This is a genomic window from Nocardia farcinica (genome assembly GCF_029867845.1).
Taxonomy (GTDB): Bacteria; Actinomycetota; Actinomycetes; order Mycobacteriales; family Mycobacteriaceae; genus Nocardia; species Nocardia farcinica_A.
Genome location: NZ_JARWRU010001049.1, coordinates 1 through 3,202 on the forward strand (window position 1 = coordinate 1; position 3,202 = coordinate 3,202).

Genomic DNA, 3,202 nt, shown 5'->3' on the forward strand with positions numbered 1-3,202 from the left:
GCCCTCGGCCATCCGCCACATCGGCCTGCGCGACGGCCGGGTCGCCGCCGTGTCGGCCGAGCCGCTGGACACGACCGGATGTCCTCGGGTGCTCGACGGCACCGGCAAATGGGTGCTGCCCGGCATGCTCGACATCCACACCCACTACGACGTGGAGATCCTCGGCTCACCCGCGCTGCTGGAATCGCTGCGGCACGGCGTCACCACGGTGTTGATCGGGTCGTGTTCCATCTCCACCGTGCACGTGGGCGCGGAGACCGCGGGCGATCTGTTCGGCCGGGTCGAGGCCATCCCCCGCCACCACGTGATCGACGCCGTGGAAAAGCACAAGTCGTGGACGAGCGCCGCCGAGTACGCGCGAGCGCTCGAGCAGTTGCCGCTCGGCCCGAACGTGGCGGCTTTCATCGGCCACTCCGACATGCGCGCGGCGGTCATGGGCCTCGACCGCGCCACGCGCGCCGACGTGCGGCCCGTCGCCGCCGAACTCGACACCATGGCGCGCTGGCTGGAGGAGGCGCTGGACGCCGGCTTCGTCGGCATGTCCTCCCAGCAGTTGCGTTTCGACAAGCTCGACGGTGAGTTCTGCCGCTCGCGCACGCTGCCGTCGACCTTCGCCACCGCGAAGGAGAAGCGCAGGCTGAACTCGATCCTGCGCAGGCGCGGCCGGGTGCTCCAGGGCGGCCCGGACGCTTCCCGCCCGCACACCATCGGCCTGATGGCCGCCGCCGCCCTCGGGCTGGGGCGGCGGGCGCTGAAGGTCAGCCTGCTGTCGGCCGCCGACCTCAAGGCCCTGCCGGTGATCGGGATCTTCACGGTGATGTCGAAGGTGCTCAACGCACTCGGCGCGGACTTCCGCTGGCAGCATCTGCCGGTGCCGTTCGAGGTCTACGCCGACGGCATCGACCTGGTGATCTTCGAGGAGTTCGGGTCAGGCGCGGCCGCCATGCACCTGTCCAACCAGGTGGACAAGCGCCGCGAGCTGCTGGCCGACCCGGACTACCGGCGACGCTTCCGCAAGGACTACGACAAGAAGTTCGGCCCCCGGGTGTGGCATCGCGACTTCTTCGACGCCGAGATCGTCGACTGTCCCGACCCGGCGGTGATCGGCAAGTCGTTCGGCCAGGTCGGGCTGGACCGGGGCGGGCTGCACCCGGTGGACGCCTTCCTCGACCTGGTCGTCGAACACGGCGACAAACTGCGCTGGCGCACCACCATCTCCGGGCACCGGCCCGAGATGCTCGACCGGCTCGCCGCCGATCCCGGTGTGCAGATGGGCTTCTCCGACGCGGGCGCGCACCTGCGCAACATGGCCTTCTACAACTTCGGGCTGCGCTTCCTGCGCCGCATGTACGACGCCGAACGCGCGGGCAGGCCGGTGCTGTCGATGGAACGGGCGGTGCACCGGCTCACCGGCGAACTCGGCCAGTGGTACGGCATCGACGCGGGCACGCTGCGCGAGGGCGATCGCGCCGATCTCGTGCTGCTCGATCCCGACCGGCTCGACGGCGAGCTCGACGCCTACGCCGAGGCGCCGGTCGCGCAGTACGGCAATCTCGAACGCATGGTCAACCGCAACGACGGCGCGGTGAAGGCGGTGTTCGTCGGCGGCGAGTACGTCTTCGGCGATGGCGTGGCCGCCGAGACGCTCGGCCTGCGGCGCACCGGAAGGTTCCTGCGCGCGAACTGAACCACGCCTCCCTTCCGGGTTGTTTGACCTCGGCGCGCCAGGGAATCCGCCCCGGGATGAACCACCGAGGAAGGGGTGACGTTCCATGTTGCTGCGCCGACTTGCCCGACCGCTGCTGGCGAGCGCTTTCGTCTACGACGGGGTCGACACGCTGATCAACCCCGAACCGCGCGCGAAAGCCGCGGCCGCGCTGCCGGAGAGCGTGGCGAGCCGGCTGCCCGCCGACCCGGACACCGTCATCAGGGTCAATGCCGTCGCCCAGGTCTCCGGCGGTGTTCTGCTCGCCCTCGGCAAGGCCCCACGGCTGGCCTCGCTGGTGCTGGCCGCGTCCGTGCTGCCCGCCACGGTCACCCAGCAGGACTTCTGGGCCGAGGCCGACCCGGACAAGAAGCAGGCCAAGCGCGCCGCGTTCCTCAAGGACGTGAGCCTGCTCGGCGGCCTGCTCATCGCCGGCGCCGACACCGAGGGCAAGCCCTCGCTGGGCTGGCGCGGCAGGCGCGCCGCCAAGGCCGCCGCGGCCAGTGTCTCGGCCGCCCTGCCGATCGGGGCGAGCGCGGGCGAGGGCACCGGCGAGACGCTCCAGCACTACGCGACCGAGGCGGCCGAGCGGGCCAAGACGCTCGGCTCGGTGGCCGCGGCCAAGAGTTCCGAACTGGCCGGGGCCGTCCAGACTCACGGCCCCGAGTGGGCCGCCACCGCCAAGGAGCGCGGCGCGGCGCTGGTCGGCGCGGCCAAGGAGCGCGCCGTCCCGCTCGCCGAGACCGCCAAACAGAAGGCGCTCCCGCTGGCCGAGACCGCGAAGGAACGCACCGCTCCGGTGGCGCTCACCGCCAAGGAGCGCGGGGCGGAGCTCGCCGAGGTCGCCAGGGAACGCGGCGCCGAGCTCGGCGAGATCGCCAGGCACCGCGGGACCGAGATCGCCGAGATCGCCAAGGAACGCGGGGTGGAACTGGGCGAGCGCACGAAGCACCGTGGCGCCGAGCTGAGCAGCCTGGCCAAGTACCGCGGCGCCGGGCTGGCCGGGGTGGCGAAGGAGCGGGGCGTCGAACTGGGCGAGCGGGCCAAGCACCGCGGCGCCGAATTGAGCGAGATCGCCAAGCAGCGCAGCGCCCTGCTGGCCGAGATCGCCAAGGAGCGTGGCGCGCAGGCAGCCGAGCCGCCGCGGCGGCGCGGCCTGTTCGGTCGCGGCTGAGCGAGCACCGGCTGCCGCGGCCCGAGTGGCCGCCACGGGTCCCGGCCGGTTCCGCGGATGTCAGGGAGAGCGCGGGACCGCCGGGGCGGCGGCTACTCCGAGGCGGGGGGGGGGGGGGGGGGGGGGGGGGGGGGCGCCGGCGCGGGGGGCCGCGAGAGGAATTGGGACCCCGGGGCGGGGGGGGGGGGGGGGCCCGGCGGGGCCCGGGGGCGGCCACTGGGGCCGCGGCAGCGGGTGCTCGCTCAGCCGCGACCTAACAGGCCGCGCCGCCGCGGCGGCTCGGCTGCCTGCGCGCCACGCTCCTTGGCGATCTCGGCCAGCAG

2 protein-coding genes and 1 pseudogene are annotated in these 3,202 nt (G+C 73.3%); all 3 read left to right on the forward strand.

The features are described from left to right. The coding region (locus QH283_RS23150; RefSeq protein ID WP_280505049.1) for an N-acyl-D-amino-acid deacylase family protein at positions 1–1,687 on the forward strand (1,687 nt) is incomplete at its 5' end. Between the two features lie 85 nt (positions 1,688–1,772). After that, the gene (locus tag QH283_RS23155; protein WP_280505050.1) at positions 1,773–2,879 is read left to right on the forward strand and encodes a DoxX family protein; all 1,107 of its coding nucleotides are present in this window, start codon (positions 1,773–1,775) and stop codon (positions 2,877–2,879) included. A gap of 57 nt (positions 2,880–2,936) precedes the next feature. After that, positions 2,937–3,202: pseudogene (locus QH283_RS23160) on the forward strand (hypothetical protein); the annotation flags it as partial.

What these genes read in the sequence shown, in the direction of transcription:
- QH283_RS23155 (WP_280505050.1), top strand. Translation starts at nt 1,773, where the DNA reads ATGTTGCTGCGCCGACTTGCCCGACCGCTGCTGGCGAGCGCTTTCGTC.